Source organism: Xylanibacter oryzae DSM 17970 (genome assembly GCF_000585355.1).
In the GTDB taxonomy this organism is placed as follows: Bacteria; Bacteroidota; Bacteroidia; order Bacteroidales; family Bacteroidaceae; genus Prevotella; species Prevotella oryzae.
In genome coordinates this window covers 1,452,389-1,478,840 of sequence record NZ_KK073873.1, presented here as the reverse complement: position 1 = coordinate 1,478,840, position 26,452 = coordinate 1,452,389, and the positions used below count along the sequence as shown (strand labels likewise).

General features: G+C 37.3%; 18 protein-coding genes. 16 read left to right on the top strand and 2 right to left on the bottom strand.

Annotated features, from left to right (window positions below):
* Window positions 1–40 precede the first annotated feature (40 nt).
* The gene (locus XYLOR_RS06110; protein WP_051508907.1) at window positions 41–2,509 is read left to right on the top strand and encodes a glycoside hydrolase family 95 protein; all 2,469 of its coding nucleotides are present in this window, start codon (window positions 41–43) and stop codon (window positions 2,507–2,509) included.
* Window positions 2,510–2,550: 41 nt separating this feature from the next.
* Here the strand turns inward: XYLOR_RS06110 and XYLOR_RS06105 are convergent, their stop codons facing one another.
* Window positions 2,551–3,804: a M16 family metallopeptidase gene (locus XYLOR_RS06105; protein ID WP_051508906.1), complete on the bottom strand. Its 1,254-nt coding sequence runs from the start codon at window positions 3,802–3,804 to the stop codon at window positions 2,551–2,553.
* 12 nt (window positions 3,805–3,816) lie between these two features.
* Here XYLOR_RS06105 and XYLOR_RS06100 point away from each other — a divergent pair, with 12 nt between their 5' ends.
* The 7 genes from XYLOR_RS06100 to XYLOR_RS06070 all read left to right on the top strand — a co-directional run bounded on the left by XYLOR_RS06100 (window position 3,817) and on the right by XYLOR_RS06070 (window position 15,851).
* Window positions 3,817–6,828: a SusC/RagA family TonB-linked outer membrane protein gene (locus XYLOR_RS06100; protein WP_036877812.1), complete on the top strand. Its 3,012-nt coding sequence runs from the start codon at window positions 3,817–3,819 to the stop codon at window positions 6,826–6,828.
* 18 nt (window positions 6,829–6,846) lie between these two features.
* Complete coding sequence (locus XYLOR_RS06095; RefSeq protein WP_036877811.1) at window positions 6,847–8,337, top strand: RagB/SusD family nutrient uptake outer membrane protein; 1,491 nt, start codon at window positions 6,847–6,849, stop codon at window positions 8,335–8,337.
* Between the two features lie 38 nt (window positions 8,338–8,375).
* Window positions 8,376–10,457: a family 43 glycosylhydrolase gene (locus XYLOR_RS06090; protein ID WP_245602036.1), complete on the top strand. Its 2,082-nt coding sequence runs from the start codon at window positions 8,376–8,378 to the stop codon at window positions 10,455–10,457.
* Between the two features lie 8 nt (window positions 10,458–10,465).
* The gene (locus XYLOR_RS06085) at window positions 10,466–11,836 is read left to right on the top strand and encodes a glucoamylase family protein (RefSeq protein ID WP_036877806.1); all 1,371 of its coding nucleotides are present in this window, start codon (window positions 10,466–10,468) and stop codon (window positions 11,834–11,836) included.
* A 7-nt stretch (window positions 11,837–11,843) separates the two neighbouring features.
* Window positions 11,844–14,126 (top strand): beta-glucosidase BglX, encoded by a 2,283-nt coding sequence (gene bglX, locus XYLOR_RS06080; protein ID WP_036877804.1) that lies wholly within the window; start codon window positions 11,844–11,846, stop codon window positions 14,124–14,126.
* Between the two features lie 886 nt (window positions 14,127–15,012).
* Entirely contained in the window at window positions 15,013–15,402 is a 390-nt protein-coding gene (locus XYLOR_RS06075) for a hypothetical protein (protein ID WP_036877802.1), read from the top strand.
* A gap of 146 nt (window positions 15,403–15,548) precedes the next feature.
* Window positions 15,549–15,851 carry a hypothetical protein gene (locus XYLOR_RS06070; protein WP_036877801.1) on the top strand — a complete coding sequence of 101 codons (303 nt, stop codon included), beginning with the start codon at window positions 15,549–15,551 and terminating at the stop codon, window positions 15,849–15,851.
* Window positions 15,852–15,963: 112 nt separating this feature from the next.
* Here the strand turns inward: XYLOR_RS06070 and XYLOR_RS06065 are convergent, their stop codons facing one another.
* Window positions 15,964–17,070 carry an NAD(P)H-dependent flavin oxidoreductase gene (locus XYLOR_RS06065; RefSeq protein ID WP_036877799.1) on the bottom strand — a complete coding sequence of 369 codons (1,107 nt, stop codon included), beginning with the start codon at window positions 17,068–17,070 and terminating at the stop codon, window positions 15,964–15,966.
* Window positions 17,071–18,592: 1,522 nt separating this feature from the next.
* On the opposite strand from XYLOR_RS06065, the gene XYLOR_RS06060 reads away from it, so the two are divergent.
* The 8 genes from XYLOR_RS06060 to XYLOR_RS06025 all read left to right on the top strand — a co-directional run bounded on the left by XYLOR_RS06060 (window position 18,593) and on the right by XYLOR_RS06025 (window position 26,435).
* Window positions 18,593–19,171, top strand: a complete 579-nt coding sequence (locus XYLOR_RS06060) for an acyltransferase (RefSeq protein ID WP_036877798.1) — start codon at window positions 18,593–18,595, stop codon at window positions 19,169–19,171.
* 5 nt (window positions 19,172–19,176) lie between these two features.
* Window positions 19,177–20,901 carry an HAD-IIIC family phosphatase gene (locus XYLOR_RS06055; protein WP_036877797.1) on the top strand — a complete coding sequence of 575 codons (1,725 nt, stop codon included), beginning with the start codon at window positions 19,177–19,179 and terminating at the stop codon, window positions 20,899–20,901.
* Window positions 20,901–21,803, top strand: coding sequence for an aldo/keto reductase family protein (locus XYLOR_RS06050; RefSeq protein ID WP_036877796.1), 903 nt, complete (start codon window positions 20,901–20,903; stop codon window positions 21,801–21,803). The genes XYLOR_RS06055 and XYLOR_RS06050 overlap by 1 nt, the downstream gene beginning before the upstream one ends.
* A gap of 16 nt (window positions 21,804–21,819) precedes the next feature.
* Window positions 21,820–22,764 carry a hypothetical protein gene (locus XYLOR_RS06045; protein ID WP_036877794.1) on the top strand — a complete coding sequence of 315 codons (945 nt, stop codon included), beginning with the start codon at window positions 21,820–21,822 and terminating at the stop codon, window positions 22,762–22,764.
* Between the two features lie 13 nt (window positions 22,765–22,777).
* Window positions 22,778–23,023, top strand: coding sequence for an acyl carrier protein (locus tag XYLOR_RS06040; protein ID WP_036877792.1), 246 nt, complete (start codon window positions 22,778–22,780; stop codon window positions 23,021–23,023).
* Between the two features lie 239 nt (window positions 23,024–23,262).
* Window positions 23,263–23,685: an acyltransferase gene (locus XYLOR_RS13915; protein ID WP_169730558.1), complete on the top strand. Its 423-nt coding sequence runs from the start codon at window positions 23,263–23,265 to the stop codon at window positions 23,683–23,685.
* Window positions 23,686–23,688: 3 nt separating this feature from the next.
* Complete coding sequence (locus tag XYLOR_RS06030; protein ID WP_051508904.1) at window positions 23,689–24,852, top strand: Coenzyme F420 hydrogenase/dehydrogenase, beta subunit C-terminal domain; 1,164 nt, start codon at window positions 23,689–23,691, stop codon at window positions 24,850–24,852.
* Window positions 24,853–24,896: 44 nt separating this feature from the next.
* The gene (locus XYLOR_RS06025) at window positions 24,897–26,435 is read left to right on the top strand and encodes a lipopolysaccharide biosynthesis protein (protein ID WP_084608537.1); all 1,539 of its coding nucleotides are present in this window, start codon (window positions 24,897–24,899) and stop codon (window positions 26,433–26,435) included.
* The last annotated feature ends 17 nt before the right edge of the window (window positions 26,436–26,452 follow it).

The following is a 26,452-nucleotide window of genomic DNA, read 5'->3' as shown; positions in this document are numbered from 1 at the left end:
TAAGAAGATTTCATAGAATAAATAATATAATCTTTTAAACATGAAACTAAAAATATTATTATCCGGCATATTACCGCTCTGCTGCATAATAGCGACACCGCATACGCTTACATCAGCCAGTGAGTCACATACAGACCAACTTCCGAAACCACGCACTGAATACAGATATTCAGCAAATACCAATTATAAGCCTAATAATCTGATGACCCTTTGGTATACTGATCCAGTAACAGCAAAGTCGTGCGGCAATCCTTGGATGGATTATGCCCTTCCTATTGGCAACGGTCAGTTTGGAGGTATGATATATGGAGGCATCAACCAGGATATCGTCCAGTTTAACGAAAAGACCCTTTGGAAAGGAAGTCCTACCGAAAGAGGCTCTTATCAGAGTTTTGGCAATTTGTACATGGAAGATTTAAGTAATGTGTTCTCCGATGCCTCACCTGCAAAAGCAGCGAAAAATTATTATAGATATCTTGATATAAGTTCAGCTACAGCAGGTGCTTCATGGACAAGTCCTGACGGTAAGACCACATTCACCCGCGAGTACATCTCCAGTTATCCCGACCATTGTATTGCTATTCATCTAAAAGCTTCAACAGCCCATGCCATTAATACCCACTTCTTTTTATATGACCCACATGGCAATATGGTTAAATATAATAGTGGACAAGGTACATTCAGCGGGAAATTCACTACCATAAGCTATAATGCACATATGAGAATAATTCCGATTGGAGGTACTATCACCACAAATAGCACAGGTATTTATGTAAGAAACGCAGACGAGGTTTTAGTGATACTCGCAGGAGGAACTGACTATAGTCCTACAGCTCCGGGTTATGTACAAGGAACATCAACACTTGATTACAATATTTCAAAACGCGTAACCAATGCAGCCAATCTGGGATGGAGTAAATTATACCGTCGTCATCTTGCTGATTATCAGGCATTGTATAATAGAGTATCATTCACTCTTGACGGAGCTTCCAATCAGTATCCTACTGACAAGATGCTGACATTATACGAGGCTTCCAACAGTAACAAAATGTTACGGTTCCTTGAAGAACTCTATTTCCAATACGGTCGTTATCTTCTTATATCATCGTCTCGTGGAATAGATGTTCCCAACAATTTACAAGGTATTTGGAATAACAGTTCAGAACCACCATGGCAGTGTGATATGCACGCCAATATTAATGTACAGATGAACTATTGGCCAGCAGAGGTAACTAACTTATCCGAGACACATGACAAGTTCTTAAAGTATATTTATAATATGGCCATGGTTCAGCCACAGTGGCAGTCGTATGCACGAAACCGCTGCGGACAAACTACAGGATTTGCCTGCTTCACAGAGAACAACCTTTTCGGTCATTGTACCACATGGCATAACGACTATTGCGAGGCAGGTGCATGGGACTGTTCACATTTATGGCAGCATTACCGCTATACTTTGGATAAGAAATTCCTTAAAGATGAAGCGTTGCCTGTTATGATAAGCTGCACAAAGTTCTGGTTGGAACGTCTTAAAAAGACATCAGATGGAACCTATGAGAGTCCTGACGACTGGTCTCCTGAACATGGACCTACCGAGAATGCGACAGCCCATTCACAGCAGATTATATGGAATCTTTTTTCTAATACAATTGATGCTATCAAAATTTTGGGTAAAACTGAATCCAGAGTATCCGACAATTTCGTAAGTGAGCTGATAGAAAAATTCAAGAAGCTTGATACAGGTTTGCATAAGGAAGTATATTCAGGTAATTACGGTAAGACACGTTTTGGCGTAAATACAGGTGATAGCATATTACGCGAATGGAAATATACGGATTATGCCATTGGTAACGGTTCTGAAAGTAGTCATCGCCACCTTTCTCATCTGATGGCCCTTTATCCTTTAAATGAGATTTCGCATACAAGTCCATATTTCATTCCTGCTGTCAACTCACTAAAATTGCGTGGAATACAATCCCAAGGCTGGTCAATGGGCTGGAAGATAAATCTATGGGCTCGTGCATTAGTAGGAGACAGTTGTTCAGCTATATTCAAACTTGCTTTCCGGCATTCAGGCGATTACACCATCAATATGTCTTCTACCGCCGGAGGTGTCTACTATAACATGCTTGACTCACATTCTCCATTCCAGATTGATGGTAACTTTGGCGTTTGTGCCGGTATGGCAGAGATGCTTCTGCAGAGCTATACAGATACTATACAGTTTATACCAGCTCTTCCTCATCTATGGCCGAAAGGTTCAGTTACAGGTCTTCGTGCCACTAACAACTTCGAAGTAGATGAAAGTTGGTCAGATATGCGAATGACAAAAGCTATTATCAAATCATACAGTGGTGTGAAATGTCTATTGGGATATAAAGATATCAGCACAGCAATAGTAACAGATGCTGCTGGAAAAAATATACCTTTTGCTGTCATAGATAAAGATCATATCTCATTTCCTACAAAGGTAAACGGTAAATACACCATCAAATTTCTTCCACGTTGAAAGATTTTAACGGCTGAAAAAGTGCATTGCATATGTAGGTATTACCTATATATGTCACACTTTTTCAGTTCAATGATATTCCCGTATTTGACAAGTTCTTTCATAGGCAACTTCTTTTTGTTTCCTACGATTATGACTGCACGTGGATGGTTCAGAATATTTTCTTTGTAATATGATATGATATCGCCCATTCCCAATAGAGGAATGCTTTTTGCTATGCCTGTATTAGGATCTTCGCTGTATCCGAGTTCTTTATCGTTTGCTATCATTGTACCGATATTTCTGAACGATGGATAGTTATTGTTGATGCGGTTTATAGCCTCCTGTTTTACAGCTTCAACATTCTGTTCTCGCAAAGGCATGTTGTTGAACAGGCTGTCAAGGATTCCGAGTGCCAGTATCGTTTTGTCGTTCTGAGTACCGAGTTCAGCGATGTATGCTGAGCGGTCGGCGGCGAACCTTATCGGTGGTTGCTGGTCGTGACCGTAGGTGCTGTAAGCGTAAGAACGGAACTCACGTATTTCTTGGAATAGAAGTGAAGAGAATCCTCCTCCAAAATAGCTTCCCCATATCTTCAGTTTCGCTTTCTCACTGTCTGAGGTGCATGGTTTTACTGTCTGATAAGTTTTAATTTTCGTTTGTCTGGCCGTTGGCAGATTGAATATGTATACCGTTGGCTTTTCTATTGTCTTCATCTGTCTGTATACGATAGAGGCGGGTAGTGCAGCCTCATTTATCGGCATATATTCCCTTACTGCATTTTCCACATCATCAGTAGACTGTTGACCACAGTAAACTATAGAGCATTCGTTTTTCGGCAATTCCTTGAATAAGTCAATAAGTTCCTCTCCTTTCATCTTCTTAATATCTCTAGCCGAAGTATGGTTGATATAGACCGACTTGTCACCATAGGCAATCTTTTCGATGATGGCATCAGCTACGTCATCAGCATCTTTTACGAAAGATTTATTGTTCACCTTATATGTTTCAGCCAGAGTCTTCATACTTTCCTTATCAGCTTTGGCATTATCCATGAAGTTACGGAGTAGTTGAAGCGATGGTACCAGATTGCTGTCGATACCCGATAATGTAATGCTGAAACTATTTTTTTCTGCTGAGGTTTCAAACGTTGTACCGAGCTGTTGAAATGCTTGTCCTAATTTATGTTTTGATAGAGAGTCTGTACCGATATCAGACAAATATGATGCCAGTGCACTTAACCTTGGTTCGCATAATGTGCCTTTATGATAAATTAGTGAGAACGAGAATAGATTATTTACAGGGTTCTTTTTCATATACATAGTGACATGTTTAGTCAGCACCTTGGTTTCTTTATTGTTCAGCTGGGGTTTGCTCAGAACAATACAATAAAAGGAACTGTAGTAGACAAGGTGAGTCAACCTGTTATCGGCGCTACAGTAATGGTTGATGGTACCAGTCATGGTACGGTGACCGATTTTAATGGTAACTTTACTATTAAGGATGTACCATCTAGTGCAACAGTAAGTTTTTCATTTGTTGGAATGAAAACCAAAAAGGTTAAAGCATCGTCAGATATGAAAGTAACATTAGATGACGATATGCAGAATCTTGAAGATGTAGTTGTTATCGGTTATGGAGCTGCAAAGGCTAAGGATCTGACATCACCTATTACAGTAGTGAAATCAGCAGAAATCAGTTCTGTTCCTTCTACGTCTCCAATGACAGCAATACAAGGAAAAGTGGCTGGTGTTAATGTTATCAGCAGTGGTACTCCCGGTTCTGGTCCTACAGTAAGAATACGTGGCTCAGGTTCATTCGCCAACAGTTCACCTCTTTATGTTGTAGACGGCATGTTCTACGATGATATCAACTTTCTTAATAACGAGGATATCGAAGAGATGTCTATCCTGAAAGATGCATCTGCTGCAGCTATTTATGGTGTAAGAGCTGCAAATGGCGTCGTTATTGTTACAACAAAGAAGGGAAAGAAAAACCAGCCCGCTAAGATTACCTACGATGGTTATATTGGTTTCCAAAAAGCCACCAATGTACTTAAGATGGCCAACTCACAGCAGTATGCTACAATGCTTCTCGAAGCTAATTACGATGCTTATGCTCCAACCATCAAGTCGTCTATAGATAAGTATGGTGGTAGTTATGCAGGTTCAGATTTCCACAATTGGACTTTTGGCAGTGATACAGACTGGTATAAAGAAATGCTTCGTACCGCTATTATTTCCAATCATAGTCTTGGTATAACAGGAGGAAGTGAGAAAACAACTTATTCTCTTGGTATGAGTTATCTTTATCAGGATGGAGTTATGGATGTAAAAAACAACTATAAGCGTCTTAACTTCCGTGCAACTCTCGATTATGATGCTACATCATGGTTAAAAGTAGGATTCAGTAGTGTTGTCAGCATATCCAATCAGGTATTGCCTAATAACAGTGCATGGCAGCAGGCGTTTAATTCTCCTGGTATATACCCTGTATACGATTCAAACAACACAAGTGCATTCCCTGATAAGTATGCATCACCTTCAACAGTAGGTTTCACGTCCAACTTCTATAATCCTGTGGCAATGGCCAACTATTATAATTCGAAGAACGATTCTCATCAGTATCTTACAAATCTTTATGCGCAGATTAATTTAATACCAGAGAAACTTAATTTGAAGACAAGTGTCAACTATAATTATCAGGCTATCAACGGAAAGACTTTTGTTCCTACGTATTATGTGAGCAGTTGGCAGCAGAACACAACTACAAGTCTTACCAAGAGTACAACAAGTTACGACAATTATATATGGGATAATACCATGACATATCGTGACAGTTGGGGCAGACACAACTTTGGTGCAATGCTCGGTATGTCAATGCGTCAGGAAAAGTATCGTTTTCTAAGTGGAACTGCTGTTAATGTACCTGAGGGCAAAGAAGAATATCAATATCTAAGTCAAGGCAATTCTACAGGTATTACACTTTCTGACAACGGTACTACATATCGCGGACTCTCATATTTTGCTCGTTTGAACTATGATTATGCCGGAAAATATTACCTTATGTTTACTATGCGTGCAGACGGATCTTCAAAGTATCAGGACAAATGGGGATACTTCCCATCAGTAGGTGCATCATGGGTTGTAACAGAAGAGCCATTTATGAAAAATCAGAGTGCAATAGAATATCTTAAGTTACGTGCCAGCTGGGGCCGCCTGGGTAACGACCACGTTGCTGCAAGTGATGGTTTCGCAAACATAACTACAGGTAACGGTTCATCAGGCGTATTCGGTAATACCACACTACCGGGATATCAGAATACATCATACTTTAGCTGGTTGCAGTGGGAGGTTGTAGATGAAATAAATGCCGGTCTTAATCTATCTACTCTGCAAGGTCGATTAAATATTGATGCCGATTATTTCCACCGTATGACAAAGCATGCTGTCATATCTCCTAAGATAGCATTCAGCAATCAGACTTTGGCAGGTAACTATGGTAAAATCCTTAATGAAGGTTTCGACTTGTCTGCAACATGGTCAGATCGTATCGGTAAAGATTTAAAATACCATATTGGTACCAATATCTCAATACTTAAAAACAGAGTTAAAGACCTTGGTGGACCATCAATAATCAAAGGTGGAGAAACCGTAAATATAGTAGGTGAGGAAATGAACTCATTCTATGGATATAAGGTTGTCGGCATCTATCAGACAGCAGCAGAGTGTGCAGCTGATCCTACAGCCGTAAAGAACGGTCTGCAGCCGGGCGACTTTAAGTATGAAGATAAGAATGGTGATGGAATCGTTGATGGTAATGACAGACAGGCTCTGGGTTCTTATATACCAACCTTCACATACGGAATCAATGCCGGTATTACTTGGAAAAATCTCGACTTTGAAGTTAGCACATACGGTCAGTCGGGAGCAAAGATGTATAACCGCAAACGTGCTCTCCGTTATGCACAGAGCAATTACAACTTCGATTACGACCAGTTTAAGAACCGTTGGACAGGAGAAGGCTCTACCAATAGCTATCCTTCAGCAGCAGCACTTATACGTAGCTGGAACATTTCAGACCAGCGTGTCAACTCATTCTTTGTAGAGAGTGCCAACTATTTCCGTATCCAGAATATCACACTGGGTTATACATTCAAGAATATCAAGATGGGCAGCTACACTATGCCAAGCATACGCCTCAGTGCAACAGCCGACCGTCCATTTACAACATTCTCTGCTAATTCCTTCTCACCCGAACTTAGCGACTCTCAGGGTTGGGATACAGAGGTTTATCCTATAACTGCAACTTATACATTTGGTATTCAAATACAATTCTAACGCATAAAATTTAGTACAATGAAAATTTATAAATATATATCTGTTGTAGCTGTTAGCACAATATTGCTTGCTATGACTTCGTGCAGTAGCTATCTGGATAAAGATCCGGAAAACAGTGTACCTGAAAAAGGTGTAGATTTCACTGATATGGCCAATATGTACCAGCCCGTATCCGGTGTATACGCAAAACTGCGTACCGGTGGTATGCATTGGGTAATATGGCCATTGTCAATAATCCGTGATGATGATGTTTGGTCTGGTCGTATTGACGATCAGGCTATCCTCAATCAGTTTGGTGGAAAGACCGACGATCCTACAGGGTATAATTACGACAATACCTTCTGGGGACTGAATGAAATGTGGAATCAGTATTACGGAATGATAAAAGTGGCTAATGCAGCTTTGGAATCGCTCGATAAATATGCAGCCAACACTACAAATACTGCAACTCTGGCTACAAATAAGTCGTATCAGGGTGAAGTTAGAATACTACGGGCTTATGCTTACTGGCGCCTCACACAGGCATTCGGACCAGTAACAATCCTTAGCAGTAACAGTCAGACCGACCTTACACGTTCTACTTTAAAATCTGTATATAATTATATTCTTAATGATTTGCAGTACGCTACCGACAACTGTCCCAAACTACGTCCTAACGAGATGGAGCACGTAGGAGCAGCATCTGCATATACAGCTGAAGCTTTGGCAGCAAAGATATATCTCAATGAAGGCGACTATGCTAAGGTAGAAGACCTCACCAATGACATTATTAATAGTGGTAAATTCCAACTATATCCTGATTTCTATGAATTGTTTAAAATACCGGGAAAACTCTGCGATGAAAGTTTGTTAGAGTGCCAGTGTACCGACTTTGGATTAGGTTCAGGCGATATGGTAGATGCAGATCAGTGGTTTGTCTTCCAGGGTCCGGCCAACGATGGCGATATCTCAGGATGGGGATTCATCGGCTTGTACAAATCATTCCGCGACTGGGCTAAGAATAGAGGTGAAAGTGTTAGATACACCACTTCATTCCTAGAGGCAGGAACAACTACTCCAAGTGGTGACGTAATCCGCCCACTTCAAAACGCAACGCAGACCGACTGCTGGAATGGTAAGGCTTATACTCCTAAGAACGAGTTGACATCAGGACGAACAAAATATGGATCAAACAACAATGTCCGTATACTTCGCTATGCAGATGTACTGCTCATGAACGCAGAAGCTAAAGTACGCCAGAGTAAAAATGGCGATGCACCTTTCAATCTGGTAAGAGCGCGCGCCAAGATGCCATCAATCACAAATGTTACTGTCGACCAGATACTAGACGAGCGTCGTATGGAACTCTGTTGCGAGTGGGGCGAACGTTATAACGACTTAGTTCGTACCGGAAAGGCTGCTACAGTTTTAGGAAAGTACGGATGGACAGTAGACAAGACCTATTATCCGATTCCATTTGATCAACTATCGGATAACCCTGATTTGAACAAAGCTCCAATAGATAAGTAATGACAAAGACAAACTATATCATATTATTCATTCTGTTAATGCTTCCTGCTTCGGCAGGGAGCATCAACTTAAGTGATTCTTCAGATTCTATAAAAGTAGTAAAGGGACAGGTCAGCAATTACTATATTCCCGTACACAATACTTATCAGATTACCGGTCGTGTTACCGATACCGATGGTAAGCCTCTCGAGGGAGCAACTGTAATGTTCTTCGCCAGTCCCAGTCATTGTAATACTGATGCAGAAGGCAATTATCACCTGACGGCAACTGATATCGATTTACACATATATGTGTATTATCCGGGTAAGGATTTTGCTAATGTTATAAGAAAAAAGGGAGACCGCAATATAAATGTTGAGATGGTCAGCAGTACCGGAATATCAGTCTCTCTACCAAGGCATAAAGCTCAAGCCACGCCATGGTACGACCCTTATAACAATAGCACTTCCACATATTGTAACCCTCTTAATATCAGCTATAATTACGAGTCGTATGATGATAATGTCAAGGCTCAGGGTTCGTTCCGCTCTTCGGCAGATCCAATGGCACTTACCTACAAAGACCATTACATGCTTTTCTCTACTAACCAGGGCGGTTTTCATTATTCCAGGAATCTAAGCGATTGGGATTTTTGTACAGCATCATTCCAGCGTCTCCCTACAGACGATGACCAATGTGCTCCGGCAGCTTATGTTGTTGGTGATACTCTCTTTTATACAGGGTCCACTTACAAGGGATTACCTATATGGTATACCACCGATCCATGGTCAGGACGTTGGCGTCAGGCCGTAGAGTGCAGCACGCTTCCATCATGGGACCCCTGTCTGTTTGTAGACGACGACGGCAAGTTATATCTCTATTATGGTTCAAGCAACGAATATCCTATAAAGGCAGTAGAGTTAAGCCGTGACAATTTCATGCCCATAAGCAAGATACACGATGTGCTCATGCTCGATCCCGAACACCATGGTTGGGAGAGATTCGGAATGAACAATGATGATGATACAACTTTACGCCCATTCGTCGAAGGCGCCTATATGACCAAACATGACGGCAAATACTATTTGCAGTATGGCGGTCCAGGTACCGAATTCAAAATATATGCCGATGGCGTTTATGTTGGCGACAACCCTTTAGGCCCTTTTACTTATCAGAAACATAATCCGATGTGCTATAAACCGGGCGGTTTTGTACAAGGTTCAGGTCATGGCGGCACTTTTGCCGACCTTAAAGGCAACTATTGGCATGTAGCTACATGTATGCTTTCATTGAAGTATAAATTTGAGCGCCGTATCGGACTTTATCCGATGGCTTTTGATAAAGATGGCATAATGTATTCTAATACAGCCTTTGGCGATTATCCATGTTGGAATGCCGATAAAGATATCAAGAAACCTTCCGACCGATTTGCCGGTTGGATGCTTCTCTCATACGGCAAGAAGGCAACTGTGTCATCCGTCGACAGCATATACGGCGCGTCTAATCTTACAGATGAGAACATGCGTACATTTTGGACAGCAAAGACAGGCAACCCCGGAGAGTGGGCTCAGCTGGATTTGGGCGCAGTAAAGGATGTTAAGGCTATTCAACTTAATTTTTACGACTACAAGACAGTACAGAACAATCGCGCCAATGACATATACTACCAGTATAGAATATGGGCTAGCGATAATGGTACAGACTGGACACTTGCAGTCGACAAGAGCGATAATGACAAAGACTCGCCACACGACTATCTGGAACTCAAATCGCCATTACGCACACGATATATTAAGGTAGAGAATCTGCATATGCCGTCATCCGGTTATTTCTGTTTATCAGAGATCCGGGTATTCGGCAGTACCGATGGTAAAAGACCTACACAGGTACAGGGTTTGAAAGTGCTTCGTTCTCACAAAGACCCACGCAACGCCTTTCTATCATGGCGCCCTTCGTCGGGAGCTTATGGCTATAATATCTATTATGGCATAGCAGCAGACAAACTTTACAACAGCATCACTGTACTTGGTAATAAGTCTTATAACTTTAGAGGACTTGACACCTCCGGCAACTATTATTTTGCAGTCGAGGCTTTAGGAGAAACAGGGTGTTCAGAGTTATCCAAAACTATAAAAAAATGATTTAGTATATGACAAAAAGTAAATTATCCGTTTTGTTACTTCTTGCTATGGCATTTATTTCATGTAAAGCTGGCGAGACAAATGAAAGTGCAGTTCAGCCTACCCCTGAAACAACAAGCAGGCCTTCTTCATTTTCAAGTGATGATGCTATGCTCGACTATATAGAGAAAGTACATCTCAACTATATGTGGGATGGAGCAGACCCGACATCCGGATTGGCTTATGAGCGAATACACCTCGACAACCAATATCCTGAAAACGATCAAGACGTAGTTACCCTTGGTGGTAGTGGTTTTGGAGTGGCAGGATTGTTGGTCGGCATCGATCGTGGCTTTATCAATCGTGCAGACGGTGTTGCCCGTTTGACCAAAATAGTCAATTATCTGTCTAAGGCAGATCGGTTTCACGGTATGTGGCCACACTGGCTTTATGGACCTACTGGTAAGGTAAAACCATTCGGTCAGAAAGACGATGGTGGTGATTTGGTAGAGAGTTCGTTTATGATGCAGAGCCTGCTTTGCGTACGCCAGTATTTCAGAGGAGGCAATACGGCAGAAAAACAACTGGCAGATAAGATCGACACCTTATGGCAAGGTATGGAGTACGACTGGTATCGTAATGGAGGTAAGAATGTCATATACTGGCATTGGTCACCCGACTATGGATGGGATATGAATTTCCCATTACAAGGATATAACGAATGTCTTATCGCCTATATTCTTGGAGCATCTTCTCCTACTCATTCCATACCTGCAGCGTGTTATCATGAAGGATGGGCACGCAGCGGAGCCATCAAGAGCAATTCAGCCCCGTTCGGTTATGCGCTCGAGCTCAAACATAACGGAGCCGAAGAACTTGGCGGTCCACTTTTCTGGTCGCAGTATTCATACATCGGGTTATGTCCAAAAGGTCTTACAGACGAGTATGCCGATTATTGGAATGTAACTCGCAATCATGCGATGAGCGATTATGAGTATTGTGTCCGCAATCCTAAGGGATACAAAGGCTATGGTAAAAACTGTTGGGGACTTACCGCCAGTTATTCTATCGATGGATACTCAGCTCATTCTCCCGGTAATGATTTAGGCGTTATCACACCTACGGCAGCACTGTCGTCATTCCCGTATACCCCACAGCAGTCTATGGCCGCATTGAAATATTTCTGGGGTAAAGGCAACTGGATATGGGGTAAGTACGGATTCTACGATGCCTTCTCAGAGACAGCCAATTGGACAGCACCCCATTATCTGGCTATCGACCAGCTCACCATCGCACCGATGATAGAGAATTATCGCACCGGTCTGTTATGGAATTTGTTCATGAGTTGTCCCGAAATTCAGTCAGGTCTGAAAAAACTAGGATTTACAATCAATAATTGATACGAAAATGAATAAGAGAAACATATTACTATCTGCTTTCGCTGCATTTACACTGTGCGCCGGTGCAGCTTCTGTCAATGACGACACAAAGATGAATGTCTTTATAGACAATCTGATGAGTAAGATGACCTTAAGAGAAAAAATAGGTCAGCTTAATCTTCCTGTCACCGGCGATATCGTCACAGGCGAGGCAAAGAGCAGCGATGTAGCCGGCAAAATCAAAAGAGGTGAAGTAGGCGGACTCTTCAACCTCAAAGGTACTAAAAAGATAAGAGAAGTACAGAAGGTGGCCGTAGAACAAAGTCGCCTTAAGATACCACTCATCTTCGGTATGGATGTCATTCACGGATATGAGACAGTGTTCCCAATACCGTTGTCGTTATCTTGTAGCTGGGATATGAACGCCATCAAAGAGAGTGCGCGCATAGCCGCCACCGAAGCATCAGCCGACGGTATCTGCTGGACATTTAGTCCGATGCTCGACATCTGTCGTGATCCACGTTGGGGCCGTATGTCAGAAGGCAATGGCGAAGATCCATATCTTGATGCCCAAATTGCCAAAGCAATGGTTCAAGGCTATCAGGGCAATGATCTTAAAGCCAACAACACCATTATGTCGTGCGTCAAGCATTTCGCACTCTACGGAGGGGCCGAGGCCGGTCGCGAATACAATACTGTGGATATGAGTCATTGGCGCATGTTCAATGATTACATGCCCGGTTATAAAGCAGCTGTAGATGCCGGCGCAGGTAGCGTGATGACATCATTCAATGTCGTAGACGGAGTACCGGCCACAGGCAACAAATGGCTTCTTAACGATGTGCTTCGCGATATGTGGGGCTTTAAGGGTTTTGTTGTAACCGATTTTACAGCCATATCCGAGATGACAGCTCATGGTATGGGCAACCTGCAACAAGTATCAGCACTGGCTTTGAATGCAGGCACAGATATGGATATGGTATCCGATGGCTTTATCGGCACCCTCGAGAAATCCTTAAATGAGGGTAAAGTATCTATGCAGTCAATCGATCAGGCGTGCCGTCGTATATTAGAGGCAAAATACAAGTTAGGTCTGTTCGACAATCCCTATAAGTACTGTGACGCCAAGCGAGCATCAAAAGAGATCTATACCGTAGAGCATCGTGCAGAAGCACGCCGTATTGCCGCCGAGACATTCGTTTTGCTTAAGAACCATGGCAATATTCTGCCCCTCAGACGAACCGGTAAAATAGCTCTTGTCGGTCCGCTTGCAAATACCAGTGCCAATATGCCCGGTACATGGAGTGTAGCAGCCCGTGCGGATAAGTACAAATCGCTGTATCAGGCTATGAAGGATGCCGTAGGTGATAAAGCTCAGATCTTATATGCCAAAGGCTCCAATTTGATGTACGATTCAGTGATGGAGAAGAACGCCACAATGTTCGGCCGTGAGATGCGCGACAAGCGTTCGGCTAAGGATATGCTTGATGAAGCGTTGAGAGCAGCAGCAGATGCCGATGTGATAGTAGCCGCAGTAGGTGAGTCGTCAGAGATGAGCGGAGAGTGCAGCAGCCGTAGCAATCTTGATATGCCTGACGCCCAGCACGATCTTCTTACCGCACTCAAGCAGACAGGCAAACCTATCGTACTTCTTAATTTCTCAGGTCGTGCAACAGTAATGACATGGGAGACCCGGAATTTTCCGGCTATACTTAACGTATGGTTTGGCGGTAGCGAAGCCGGAGATGCCATCTGTGATGTGCTTTTCGGAGACAAGTCGCCTAGTGGAAAACTTACCGTTACCATGCCAAAGAGCGTAGGTCAGATACCTCTATATTATAATCATCTCAATACCGGTCGTCCACTTGAAGACGGCAAATGGTTTACCAAGTTCCGCAGCAACTATCTGGATATCGACAACAGTCCGCTTTATCCTTTCGGTTACGGACTGTCTTATACCACATTCTCATATGGAGAACCCCGTCTGAGCAGTAATCATCTTAGTGAAAATGGAGAAATCAAGGTATCAGTAGATGTAACCAATACCGGCAGTTATGATGCCGACGAAATAGTTCAGATGTACATCCGTGATCTTGTAGGCAGTGTATCCCGTCCCGTCAAGGAATTGAAAGGTTTTCAGCGTATCAGCCTTAAGAAGGGAGAGACAAAGACAGTGTCATTTACGATAAAGCCCGATGATTTAAAGTTTTATAATCAGAATCTTGATTATAAGTTCGAACCGGGTGATTTTGATATTATGATAGGTAGTAGTAGTGATGATATTAAGACTTTAAGGTTTACATTAGATTAGATTGTAATTCAGTTCTTAGCGGCACAGGTCGTATGGATAGTTTATCCATATGCCTGTGCCATTTTCTTTTATACACATTTATTTTTTCCTTCTTTCGACTTTTTGGATGTTTTCTATACGGTTAGTTTTTCTCACTTCACCGGCGCTTATTCCCCTTTGAAAGATTTAAAGGGGTGCCCTTTAGGGCGGGGTATGTGAATAGAACGCGTACCTAACCAATATTGAATAAAGATGATATATCCTTATTGATTCACATTCTCCGTCACTTCGTGACACCTCCTTAAATCTTTCAAGGAGGAATAGAAGCAGCGCACTGAAACGCTTGTGAGGACAATAGCGCAAGCAGGGAGTGCGTAAGCAGTGAGAGTGCGTAAGCAATAACGGTGCGTAAGCCTGCAAACGATAGCGTAGAAGCGTTAAACGGGAGCGACCGAATGAAGCGTTAAAAAACGAAGCATGTCTGAGCGTAGCGAGTTCTTCGTTTTAGCTGAATGACAGAGCGGAGTAGCTTCGCAGCGTGTTTGCGTTTTTTCTTTTGGTTCGGTTTTCTTTTGTACACACAAAAGAAAATGAACGCATTCCGCTCACAAAAGAAAATGAACACCCAGCATCCACAAAGAAAAATGAATTAAGAAAGGAAGATTGGATACTTCTGATATGTAAAAAAAATATGTATTTTGAATAACAGATAAATATTATTTTAGTTAAAACACAGAAACTATGTTAATTTTAGGACAATATCGGGAAATAAGACTATATTTGCGAATAAGTATTTTCTATACTTTATGTAAATATTTTTTTAGTCATAAAAAGTAAGCGGCTTTTTATATAAATATAGATAAGAATTAGAATATATCAATTACCTTAACAATCTAAATTTTACATTATGTCAAGAATTGCGTTACAAGCTCTTGGAGCTGAAAAGGGAAAGTACTTGAGTCATGCCTTAGGCAAAGTATGGTTGCAGAATGGAATCCAAGGTGAAGGCGAAGTCTTTAACCTAGAGAAACGACCAAATGGCCGTGTAGCATTAGTCTGTCTAGGAGCAGAAGCAGGTAAATATCTGTCTCATGCATTCGACAAACTATGGCTTCAGAACGGTATTCTGGGTGAGGGCGAAGAATGGATTTGCCATGAAAAAATTCACACTGATGTAGCCTTCGAATGCCTCGGAAAAGAAAGTGGTAAATTCTTAAGTCATTCTAATGACTTGATTTGTCTTCAGAATGGCTATCAGGGCGAAGGTGAACTATGGCAAAAAGAAGATCAAAGATAGAGTTTGATTTATTCTTTATTGTATTAGCATTTTGCTAAAATCATTAGCGGCATTCGTTAATAATATTCCGAATGCCGTTTCTCATGTTGGTTCTTAATAAATTTAGTGCACATATCGTTAATGTTTTTCATTTAAATCAAATCATTATGAAAAAGGTAAATAAAATCACTTGTGAGAACGGTGGAGGCTTTGCTCAAAAATTCAAAGTCGTATGGAAAGAAGGAAATAGTGGATGGTCTGGTACTTATCCGAATCCTCAGTCAGAGACAATTGAGTTGAAGAATCTGAATATTCAACCGGGAGAAGAGGTTTGGATAAAGGTAAGTGCTATTTTAGGAAAAACAAAGGAATCATCTGATCATGTTGCTTACGATCCTAATTGTGATGATGGTGCATTGTACAAGACAACCGGTGCTACATTAACTTATAAAATTAAGTTGATGAACTGAAGTTAACTTGAGTGCAGACAGTCAGGATCTTAATCTATCGTGCACGTAAATGATAGGTCTGACAGTTTGCACTCTGTTGTTTTTGTGATATTACATTGCGGTTGATATCACATTATTTCTTTTTGAGAGAAAGTTCTTTCTCTTTCCATTCAGTCATTAATTCGGAAATCGTATTCTTTACACTCATTATTCGGTTGCTACGATAAGCATTGGCACCGGAAAAAGCAAATCCGTTTTGAAAATTTCCTTTAAAGGCGTTATAGAGAGCCAGCATAATACAATAGGGGCTCTTGGAAATATCGCAGGTTTTGATGCAGTGGAAAGGACAATACTTGGGTTGTTTGATGCCTTCTTTCACTTGGCTTAGAAAGAAACCGCTGATTGCACGGCCGGGCATTCCAACCGGACTTTTAATTATCTCAATATCTTCTTCTTTTGCATTCAGATATTGTTGTTTGAATTCCATCGAAGCATCGCATTCGTCTGTCGTTACGAACCGAGTGCCCAATTGCACTCCCGAAGCACCCAAATCCATCATCTTGCATATATCTGATCCGGTATAGATGCCGCCCGCTGCAATGACAGGAATCTTTTTGTGATACTTCTCTTCGTAGATAGCGGTTTCGCTTACTACCTGAGGCAAGATTTCTTCTAACGAATAGTGTTCGTCGAAGATTTGATTTTCTTTGTAGCCCAGATGTCCTCCGGCCTTTGGTCCTTCCACTACTACGGCATCCGGAAGGTAATTGTACAGGCTGTGCCATCTTTCACAAATAATGCCCAAAGCACGAGCTGATGAAACGATAGGTACCAGTTTCGTCTTGCTCCCTTTCTCCAGGAATTCCGGCAAGTTGAGCGGAAGTCCGGCTCCACTGAAAATGATATCAACTTTTTCAGATATGGACGTTTTCACCATATCGGCAAAGTTTGACATAGCGACCATAATATTGACTCCAATAATGCCTTTCGCTTTTTGTTGTGTTTCTTTTATCTTTTCACGAGCGGTTTTCAGTTCTTCTTTAAGTCCTAAAATGCATGCTTCGCTAAAATTAGTCGATAAGTTATTATACAAAAGTCCTAGACCGGCACATGAAATCACACCAACGCCTCCTTCGTTTGCAACGGCCGAGGCTAAGCCGGATAAAGAGATTCCTACGCCCATTCCACCTTGAATGATGGGAATTCGTATTTTTAAATCTCCGATAGATAAATTTTTCATTTTATACTATAATGTCATAATGTTGTATGATTGCGCTCTATCGCAATCTTTTTTTCTACTTAATAATCACAATAAAATCGGATTCGCATGATGTATTTGTAGTTACATGCGAACCTTAAATGCCAACAAAAGAAGCTGAATTCCATTAATTATGGCGAAGAAAAATCCCGAAAACAGATAGGGGAAAATACTGCTAAATAAAAATTTCAATACAAACTTAATTGTTTCGGGGTGCAAGTTATTACAATAACTTGGATAATCTCCTTTTTTGATAAATATTTAAATATAATTTCGTTCTTATAACGAATAGCAATAAATTGCGTTGCCCTGATTGTGAATAGCTTTTTTATGAATGCACACCCTTAAAAGCAGAGCAATCATCGGACAATATAACCCTTGAGGGGTTCGGCTTTACTTTAAACGATTGGTATCCAAGTAAAGGAACCTATGCTTATTAATTTAACGGCACAGGTCGTATGGATAGTTCATCCAATTGTATTTTACTAACAAGAAGTTTTTTCTTAAAATCCTTCACGTTATCTGTAATATGCTTATATACAGAATGATAAGTGTGAAGGAAGCCTTTTTTCCTTCACACTTCCTTCACGGGTATTTTGTTAATTATTATCAATTTGCACAAAAAATATTGTATTACGTGAAGGAAACGTGAAGGAAAAAAGGCTTCCTTCACGCTTAAATTACTTAATATCAACGCATTAAGTGAAAACGTGAAGGATTTTAGAGAAAAACTATGCTCCCACTATGCTAAAGCTATGAGTTCATATCACTAAAGCTATACCTTTATACTTCTGGAACAATTCTTTGATAGTGTAAAAGCTATGCTCCAGCTGCGTAGGAACAGACTCATTTTAATAAGATAAAGGTAAGGTGACTATGCCTGACTTTGCAATTGCAATCTCTGGCAGGACTGGTTACCGGTACAGCGGTAGCGGCTAACTAGCTCTGAAGTAATGTCTTAAACGGCATCCGTGAATAATAGTAGCGGATGCCATTCTTTATTTATATTGTAAACTATAGATATAATTTGTCTACCAAACCGAAAAAAAAGCTCAATTCGTTATAAAGTGAAAAAAAATAATATTACCTTTGCACCAATCAGAGAAGTATATATCAACAACTATAATACGTGCTCAGAAAAATACAAAAGATAGAAAATGACTCTGTGCCGGATGGTCAGAGCCTTCTATTTTTAGACAGAGATAACCTGTTTGCCGCGGTAAAAAATACTTATCGGGAATCCCCAACCCTTCTCTGAATGCTACTAATTCTCTGAATAAATAATATATTTAAATCATAGTTATGAGGCTAGTAATAAAGTCTAAAATAATACTATACTGAATTATTATACAAATAAAATAGAATTTTAATTATTATTTCAATTACTTATTCAGTATTTAAACAAAATTGTTATATAGTGCGAAGCTATGTTGAACCTTTTAAATAATAAAAGCTTATGATATCTAAACTAACCTATTTTTTTAAAAAAAATATGCAAAAGATTATGACAAAAATAAAAAATGAATATTTTTTAAAAAAATACAGTGAAATAGATGATACAAGTATTTGTAGAAAAATAAATATTAGACTTGATAACCCTAAAGAAGGACTTAAGTACCTAAAAATAGGTGCAGATTGCATAATTCAAGGTAATTTTATTTTTGAATCAGAACAAGGAAGTGTAATTATAGGGAATCATTCTTATATTGGGAATAGTACATTTATAAGTAGATCCTCTATTGTAGTAGGCAATAATGTAACAATAGCATGGGGTTGTACTATTTATGATCATGACTCTCATTCTTTGAGTTATTTGAAAAGAAGAACAGATATTTCAGATGAACTTTATGATATAAGGCATGGCGAGAATTTTATTAAAAATAAAGATTGGGGAGATGTCGCTACAGAACCAATTGTTATTAATGATGATTCTTGGATAGGAATGAATTGCATTATACTCAAAGGCGTTGTAATTGGAAAGGGTTCCATAATAGGTGCTGGAAGTGTAGTTACTCACGATGTACCTGACTTTTGTGTTGCAGCAGGAAATCCAGCTAAAGTAGTAAAACAATTAAATAAATAATGTAAATGCTTACTTTTCAGCAATTAAAGAAAAAATTGAAACAAAACAATTCTGAATTACCTATTATTAAGTTGGCTATAGTAGGTGATACCTCTACTCAATTCTTAGCAACAGCTATAAAAGGAATGGGAATAGATCGAGAATTTAATATAGAAATGTTTGAAGCTGAATATAATCAAGTTGAACTGCAATTTATGGATCATAACAGCCAACTTTATCAGTTTAATGCAGACTATATTATTGTATTTCAATCAACCCATAAATTGAATGAAAAATATAGTTTGTTGCAAAACACAGAACTAGTTAATTTAGCAGAAGAACGTTTATCTTTCGTAAGGTATATATGTAGTAATACAGATTCGAAAATAATATATTATAATTATCCGGAAATAGACGATTCTGTATTTGGTAGTTATGCAAATAAAGTTACATCTTCATTTACATATCAAGTGCGTAAATTAAATTATGAGCTTATGCGGTTATCCCAAGAAGTACATAATCTTTTTATCTGTGATCTGTGTGCCATACAAAATAAGTTTGGACGAAATATAATGTTTGATTCGACCATATATATTAGCACAGAAATGATACTGTCACTAGACATATTACCATATGTGGCTTCAAGAACTATGGATATAGTCTCAGCAGCACAAGGCAAAATAAAAAAATGTCTTATTCTAGATTTAGATAATACATTATGGGGAGGTATTATCGGGGATGATGGTATGGAAGGCATTCAGTTAGGCCATGGTTTGGGAATAGGCAAGGTTTTTACTGAATTCCAAATGTGGGTAAAAAAACTTAAGGATCGTGGAATAATTATTTGTGTATGTAGTAAAAATGATGAAGACATTGCAAAAAAACCATTTGAAAAACATCCTGATATGATCCTTAATCTAGATGATATTTCAGTTTTTATTGCGAATTGGGAAACAAAAGTTGATAATATTATAAGAATACAAAAAATACTTAATATAAGCTTTGATTCTATGGTATTTATTGATGATAACCCCTTTGAACGGAATATGGTAAAGGAGAATATAATAGGAATAACCGTCCCCAATTTACCAGAAGACCCAGCAGAATACTTAGAATATATTTATTCTCTGAATTTATTTGAAACTACATCTTACAGCACCGCCGATAAAAATCGAACAAAGCAATATCAATTACAGGCAGAGAGAGATATATATTCAAAATCATTCGATAATGAAAAAGATTTTTTGATATCATTGAATATGGTTTCAAAAATAGAAGGATTTAATAAGTTTAATATTCCTAGAATAGCGCAATTATCTCAACGAAGCAATCAATTTAATCTAAGAACTGTAAGATATGCAGAGACTGATATTGAAGATTTGGCTATGGAAAAAGATACAATTTGCATCAGTTTTACTTTAAAAGATAAATTTGGTGACAATGGGCTTGTATCTGTTGTTATAATGAAAAAACTAAATGATGATACGTTATTTATTGATACATGGTTTATGAGTTGCCGAGTTCTGAATAGAGGTATGGAAAACTTTACGTTAAATACAATAGTATCAATAGCGGAGGGAAAAGGCTATAAAAAAATTGTAGGCGAATATTTATCTACTACCAAAAATAGAATGGTAAAAGAACTTTATACTAATTTAGGATTCTCAATATATCAATCTAATAGATATATTTTGGATATCTCTAAATATGTAAAGAGAGATTGTTATATAAATATTGAAAACAATATATAATGGATAAACTTGTCAAACTTTCAAATGGGGTAGAAATGCCAATTGTCGGATTTGGAACATATTCTATTTTTGGAGAGTCACTACGTAATTCACTTCTATCAGCTTTAGATAATGGTTGTTTCCTATTTGATACAGCTCATTGTTATTCTAATGAAGAAGATTTGGGCGATAATTTCAATTTTATTTTCAATAATACAAAATATAAAAGAAAAGATGTATTCATTACTACTAAAATAGGCGACAAACTTGATAATAATGGGTTTCCTATTGGTGCATATTTCTATAATTCAGCATCATGTATAAATAGAAATCATAGAGAGGTCGTTTTCAAGCAAGCAAATGAATCTTTAAAAAAATTAAGAACTGATTATATTGATTTACTCCTCATGCATTGGCCATATAATGACTGTTTAGAAGAAATCTGGGATTCTTTAGAATGTTTGCTAAAAAGTGGCAAAGTCCGATCTATAGGTTTAAGTAATTGTAAAGAACGGCATATAAAAAAGATATTACAGGTTTGTAACGTAAAACCAATGGTGAATCAAATATTTGTTTCGCCAATAAATATACAGAGAAAAACGATTGAATACTGTAATAGTAATAAGATAAAGGTAGAGTCATATAGTCCATTGATGTGTTTAAGAAGTGATTTTAATATTGTATCTTCTAATATAGTATCTTCTATATGTGAAAAGTATGGAAAAACACCCGCACAAGTTATCCTTAGGTGGAATATCCAAAAAGGTGTTATACCAATACCAAGATCAATGAGACCTTCTAGAATCGAGTCAAATTATCAGATATTTGATTTTGAGTTGTCTCTAAATGAGATAAATTCGATCGATGATTTTAATGTAAATTATCAATACTTGCCAGAATCTCTTTATTGTCCAGGTTATTAAAATAACAGTTAATATAATGAAGTTTAATATTGCTTTTTTTGCACATATATATAAAGTTATATATAAGATTCTCTTTTTTCATAGTAATTGGTATCATACTTATTTTAGCGATGCTTTACGTATAAGTAGAATACGACAGCACTTGGAAATAATTAATTTAGGTAGTAGCCCCGGAAAATATGCCCTGGATTATTCTAATGTGGGTGTTAATGGATTTAATTTGGCAGTAGGTCCACAAACATTAACATACGATTTAAATGTACTGAAAAATTACTATTCCTTTTTAGATGAAGATGGTCCACGTATAGCTTTATTTCCAATTTGTCCTTTTAGTCTTTGTAAAGTATCTTATACTAAAAATGATGGTGATTTGTATAAAAATTTGCGCTACTATCCGTTCCTTCACAGGGCAATGATTGATAACTTTGATATAAATTATTATAATTTATATGTCAAAGATCCTTCAACGCTTGGAATAAAAAAATTAATAAGTTCATTATTAAGTTGGCATACTGATTTGTATAACATTTCACGTTGTACATGTAAAGGTCCTAAAATGGCTAAGGCTGCAAAACAATTAATTGATGCATGGATTAATGAGTTTAATCTTACTAACTTTGATACAGATAATTTACCACAAAAAATAAATGATGCGATAGAATATAATTCTAAAAAAATAGACGAAATTATAAAATTTTGCATAGAAAGAGACATAAAGCCTGTTTTTTTACTTACACCAATATCAACAGAATTAAATAAATTAATTCCATCAAAATTTAAACAGCTAAGTGTTATTAATGTGTTACAAAGTAAAAAGATTCTATTTTTGGATTATTCAGAAGATTGTCGTTTAAATTTGGAAAGTTATCTTTTAAACCCTTTGTGTCTTAATAAATTGGGACGTGAAAATTTCACTAAACAGTTAATTGAGGATTTAAAAAAATACAAATATATAAAATAATAAAATTTAGAGTATGGATAAAAAAGAAATTTTAGAAAAAGTAACATTAATTTTTAGAGATATACTTGATAATGATGAAATTGAATTGGAATACAATACAACTTCAGATAATATAGAAGAATGGGATTCTTTAACCAATGTCCAACTTATTGTTGCAATAGAAAAATATTTTAATATACGTTTTACTTCTATTGAAATAGTTTCTTGGAAGAATGTTGGAGAATTGGTTGATAATATTTCAAAAAAGATATTAGCGTGATGTCTCGTTTTGTTAATGATTTGATTAGGAATACTTGTTTATACCCTCTTCCTATTACAAGAACTTTCTTATTTAATTTTTTACGTTCTAGAACATTAAATAAAGGAAGACTTAGTTATCTGATTTTCACAAAATACTCTATATTTGATGTTCATAGAACCGCAAAAATCATAGTTAACGGTCTTACTTGGTTTGGATATAAAAAGGTTCGAAATTCACGTTTGGAAACAACTTTGTGGATGGATAAATATTCATGCTTAGATATAAATGGAGGATCCATATTTAGTGGGTGTGATATTCAAGTTTTTGCTAATGCGCATTTGAGTATTGGTAAATGTTCTATGAATCGTAATGTCCAGATTTTATGTATGAATGAAATTACTATTGGTGATGGTTGTCTTATATCTAGAGATGTAGTAATAAGAGATAATGATGGCGGACATTCCATATTATCAGATAGTTATAAAAAAACATCACCTGTGCACATAGGAAATCATGTATGGATAGGACAGGGCGCTATTATAATGAAAGGGGTAACAATAGGAGATGGAGCTATAATAGGAGCTAAATCATTTGTTGCAACAAATGTAAAGCCAAATTCTTTAGTTATGTGTGATCCATCAAGGACATTCGCAAAAGATCAAGAATGGAAAGACAATTAATTTATGATTGATATCAAAAGAAAAGAAGATTGCGTAGGTTGTGGGGCCTGCATTGATATTTGTAATAAAAATGCGATAGAGTTTATTACCGATATTGAAGGATTTTGGTATCCCAAGGTTGATACAAATAAATGTGTTAATTGTGGAATGTGCGAAGCCGTTTGTCCTATAATAAATTCAAAAAAAATAAATAGTACAAACACGGATAAGCCCATAGCATATGCAGCTTATAATTTAAATCGTGAGATTCAATTTGAAAGTACGACAGGAGGGCTTTTTTCAGCTTTGGCACAAAAGATGCTTGACCAAGGAGGTTATATAGCAGGGGCTATATGGACGAAAAATCATATGGTTGAGCATATTGTTTCTAATAAACATGATGACTTGAACTTAATTAGGGGCTCAAAATATCTACAGAGTAATACTACAGGACTATATAAAAAAATCTCAAAATTGCTTTCTTTAGGAGAAAATGTTCTAGTATGTGGTTGCCCATGCCAAATGGCAGCTCTTAGAAGTTTTCTAAAGTATAAAAATTTTGATAATTTAATTATAGTTGATTTTATTTGTTGCAGTATAAACTCACCCAAATTATTTCGTAAGTATTTGGATTCTTTGGAAAATGAGTATGGCTCAAAAATACTAAAATATCATCCAAAAAATAAAGAATATGGAGGTTGGCATAATTTTGCATTCAAGGCTACTTTCGAAAATGGAAATATTTATGTAAAAAATACAATTGATGATGATTTTACGAGATGTTTTATAGGCACGCATATCGCAGGAAGACCTTGTTGTTACGAATGTAAATTTAAAATGATACCACGAGTTGCAGATATTACAATAGCTGATTTTTGGGGTATAGAAAATGTTGACCCTGTTATGGATAATAAATATGGTACATCACTTGTTATTGCCAATAACACAAAAGGTAGAAATTTCTTTTTTTCTATCCGTGATGTTATATGTGAAAAAGAGGAATCATTAGAAAAAGCGACAGCATTTAATCAACATCTAATAAAATCATTATCACCTTCATTGATCAATCGAAAAAAGTTCTATTTATCATTGGATAGAAATGGATTTCGTTATGTTATGGATAAGTATGGCTACATAAATAACAAATGGTATAAAAAAATTATTAGTAAAATAACTAATAGATTCTAAATTATTTAATTTCTTATTGTATCGCTCCTGTAAAATAATATAAAATGGATATTAATAGTAATAATAAACGAATAGCAAAGAACACCCTCTTTTTGTATATGCGTATGATTTATACGTTATTGGTTTGTCTTTATACAAGTCGCGTAGTGCTTAAAGTTCTTGGCTTTGTTGATTATGGCTTATTTAATGTTATTGGTGGCTTTGTGCTGATTTTTGCCTCAGTTAATACGGCTATGTCTGTTGCTAGTTCTAGATTCTTAGCATATGAAATAGGGAAGAAAGAAAAAGGTAATCTTGATAAGGTATTTAATACAGCGATTTTTATACATTTTTTAATAGCAGTATTACTTTTGTTTTTGTGTGAAACAATCGGATATTGGTTTTTATTAAATAAAATGAATATTCCTCCAGATCGTATTTTTGCTTGTAAATGGGTGTATCACTGTTCCGTTTTTGGATTGTTATTAAGTGTGTTGACTGTTCCTTTTACATCTCTGATTATAGCAGAAGAAAAAATGTCAGCATTTGCATATCTATCAATTCTTGATGTTAGTATTAAATTATTGATAGTTTACAGTATTCAATATATAACATATGATCGTCTAATAGTTTACTCTATATTATTACTTGTTATATATATAATGGATTTCGGACTTTATAGATTTTATATTAAAAAAAAATTCCCAACTTGCCATATTCAATTTATGTATGATAAATATACATTTAATAGAATGATTAAATTTTCGTTGTGGGCTATGTTTGGAAATCTTTCAGCGCTAGGAGCTACCCAAGGAGTCAATGTATTACTTAATATGTTTGGAGGTCCAGTACTTAATGCTGCAAGAGGCATTGCGGTTCAAGTTCAGACAGCAGTTCAGCAATTCGCTTCAAATTTCCAGATGGCATTAAATCCTCAGATAATTAAAAATTATGCAGATAATGAATATGCAAGGATGTACAATTTGATGATTAAAAGTTCAAAGTATACATTCTTGTTAATGTACATATTGTCTTTTCCTATTATAATTAATACAAGTTTTATATTAAATTTGTGGCTTGGTAAATCACCACAGAATACTATTGAATTTATAAGAATAATTCTAGTCACATCTATAATAACGTCAATGACAAATTCCTTAGGCGTTGGAATTGAAGCTTCTGGCAACCTAAAAAAGTTTATGTCGATTGTATGTACAGTAACATTGTTGATACTTCCTGTTTCATATGTATTCTTATATCTTGGTATGCCCCCAATAACTACTTTTTATGTTGCATTAATATTAGAAAGTATTAATTATTTCATTAAATTATTTTTAGTACATAAAATATTAGGGATGCCTTGCATGGATTACATAAAGAAGGTTTTATTAACTTCCTCATATATAGTTTTATTTAGCGTTATACTTTATTTTGTGATTCACCGACATAATATTACGACTATATATTCATTTATCCAAGAATCTTTATATTTTGTTATTATAATTGGTCTTGTGGAATTTTTTATAGGATTGAACTCGAATGAAAGAAAAATGATTCTGGATTTTTGTTTAAAAGCGTTTAAAAGGCATGATAATAATATATGATAATATCGGACAGACGT